The sequence below is a fragment of the bacterium genome, assembly GCA_021372775.1.
In the GTDB taxonomy this organism is placed as follows: domain Bacteria; phylum Acidobacteriota; class Polarisedimenticolia; order J045; family J045; genus JAJFTU01.
On sequence record JAJFTU010000222.1, the window covers coordinates 1 to 2,265 of the forward strand.

Sequence of the window (2,265 nt, forward strand, 5' to 3'; positions counted from 1 at the left end):
GATCACGTCCCGCGGCCGCACGACGAGCTTGCCGCCCGCCGCCAGCGCCGCGTCCCCCTGCGCGAACGCGTACTTCACCAAGTACGGAACCGACAGGTCGTCCACGTCTCCGGTCTCGACCTTCGCCTCCGACAGCGCGCCCGGCTCGTCCTTCAAGAACTCATCCGCCCGCCGGTCCGGCTTCGCCTCGGCCCACGCGTCGCGCAATTCCTGTTCCGGCTGCCCGCCCCACGTCGCCTCGCCGGCGACCTTGCCCTTCCCGTCCTCCGCCAGCTCGATCCGCTCGCGGCGCGAGAGGACGTTGACGCTCGCCGGGGACGGGGGCACGTCCACCGGGACTTCCCGCGTCCCTTCGAGAACCTTCAAGTCGTCTTGGTGCCGCATGCCGGCGTTTCGCCCTCCGGCGTAACGCCACTCGAGGATCGCCGGACGGCAACGTCGGCAAGACGGATCGAGATACCAGCGGGCGCCGTTGTCGATCACCTCGACGACGTAATGCCGCCCTTGGGTGAAGTCGGGAAGATCGGGGCGGAAGGTTTCGTCGGTGCCGTCCGCGACCATCACGAAATACGACTTGAGTCCAGCTTCCAGCGCGAGGATGCGGGTCAGCATCAGCGCCTCGGTCGCCGTCCCCCGACGCGTCTCGAGCATCTCGTCGGCGTTGCCGTTGAGCTTGTCGAGGTACTCGCCGCCGGCAGGGCCATCGACGATCTGGATGTTCTTCTTGATCCACCAGCCGATCTTCTCCACCCGTTCCTGCGTCGTGCCCGACGAAAACTCCGCCTTCGCGAGCGCCCTGGCGTTCCGCCGCCAGAACGGGAAGGCGGCGAGGCGCGACCGCACTTGATCCGTCCATCGACCCCACTCGTGGTCGGGGATGACGTCCTTGAACGTGCCGGTGAACAGCATCCGCAGGCGCAGATCATGGTCCGGAGGCGACAGCGGCTCGCGTCGGAAGGCCGGAACTTGCGTGCACCTAAAGCGGAAGACGTCGAACTCGCCCTCCGAACCGACGTCTCCCTCGGGGCTGCACCAAGGAGCGACCGCCGAGCGCGAATAGCCTTGAACGTCGGGATGCTGGCAGGAAATCCGCTTGCCGTAGACGGTGAATCGCGCCTCTTTGACCGGCAGGGATTCCTGGATTTCCCACCACGGCCAAGGGAGAGCATACCCTCGCCGCATCTCGTACTCCCACTCCAGCGTCGCGCCGGCCTCGACCGCCGGGAAGGTCCAGGTCAGGACGTGCCTCGCGACGTCCTTCTTCACCGGCTCCGTCGCGTCGTGCCGCAGATCCGGCCCGACCTCGACGACCGTCCCGTCGGGCTTGATGGTCCGCGCGGAGAAGGAGACGAGGTGCCAGAAGTACTCGTCGTCTCCTTGGTACGAGACGATTTGTTGGTTCGCGACGGCGGCCCCCTCGGCGGTATTGATCTTCACTCTCTTCTTGACGGTGACCGCGCTCTCGTACCGCTCGAAGCGCCAGCTCCCTTCCTTCAGTTCGACGTAGGCGGGAGCGGCCGCGATTTCGGCGGAGATGTCCGGCGGAGCGGCCGGCGGAGCGTCGGCAAAGGCGAAGGACGAGACCGCGGCGAGAGACGCGGCGACCAGCGACAGCGTTCTTGACTTCATCGATTCCCCCCGCGCGCCCTTGCGGCGACGCGTCCAGTCGCCCGGGCGCGGCGGCGCCCCGACGCCGCCGCCGCGCCCGAGCCTCGTGTCACTTCCCTTCGAACGTCGCTTCCGCGGCCAGAGCCTTGCGTAGTTCGAGCGCGAACGCCCGCGCCGCGGGATAGTCCTTCACCGGGATCTTCGTTTTCTCCACCGCGACCTTCGCCGCGTAGACCAGCTCGTTCGGCTTGGCGCCCGCGCGCCACGTTCCCTCGAACGACAGCCCCGGCCCGCTCAGCTTCTTCGCCTCGGGCAGCGAGCCCGCCTTGTACCCTTCCGGCGCGACGAACGTCTCCTCGACGGCGATGCTGAACTGGCGCGGCCACCACAGCGGAGCGCGGCGTTCTTCGTCGAGCGGCAGGCCGAGCCGCTTGCCGATCACGTCGCGCGGCCGCACGACCAGCTTGCCGTCCGACGCCAGCGCCGCGTCCGCCTGCGCGAAGGAGTACTTCACCCCGTACGGAACCGACAGGTCGTCCACGTCGCCGGTCTCGACCTTCGCCTCCGCGGGCGAGCCGGGCTCGTCCCCCAAGAACTCTTCCGCGCGCCGTTCGGGCTTGAGGTCCGCCCACTCGTCGCGCAGCTCCTGCTCCGGCT

At 68.4% G+C, this 2,265-nt stretch carries 2 protein-coding genes; both read right to left on the minus strand.

What is annotated here, in order from left to right:
- Positions 1–1,629: DUF3857 domain-containing protein (locus LLG88_07980; GenBank protein MCE5246841.1), on the minus strand; the 1,629-nt coding region annotated here is incomplete at its 3' end.
- Between the two features lie 88 nt (positions 1,630–1,717).
- A partial coding sequence (locus tag LLG88_07985; protein ID MCE5246842.1) for a hypothetical protein occupies positions 1,718–2,265 on the minus strand: 548 nt, incomplete at its 5' end.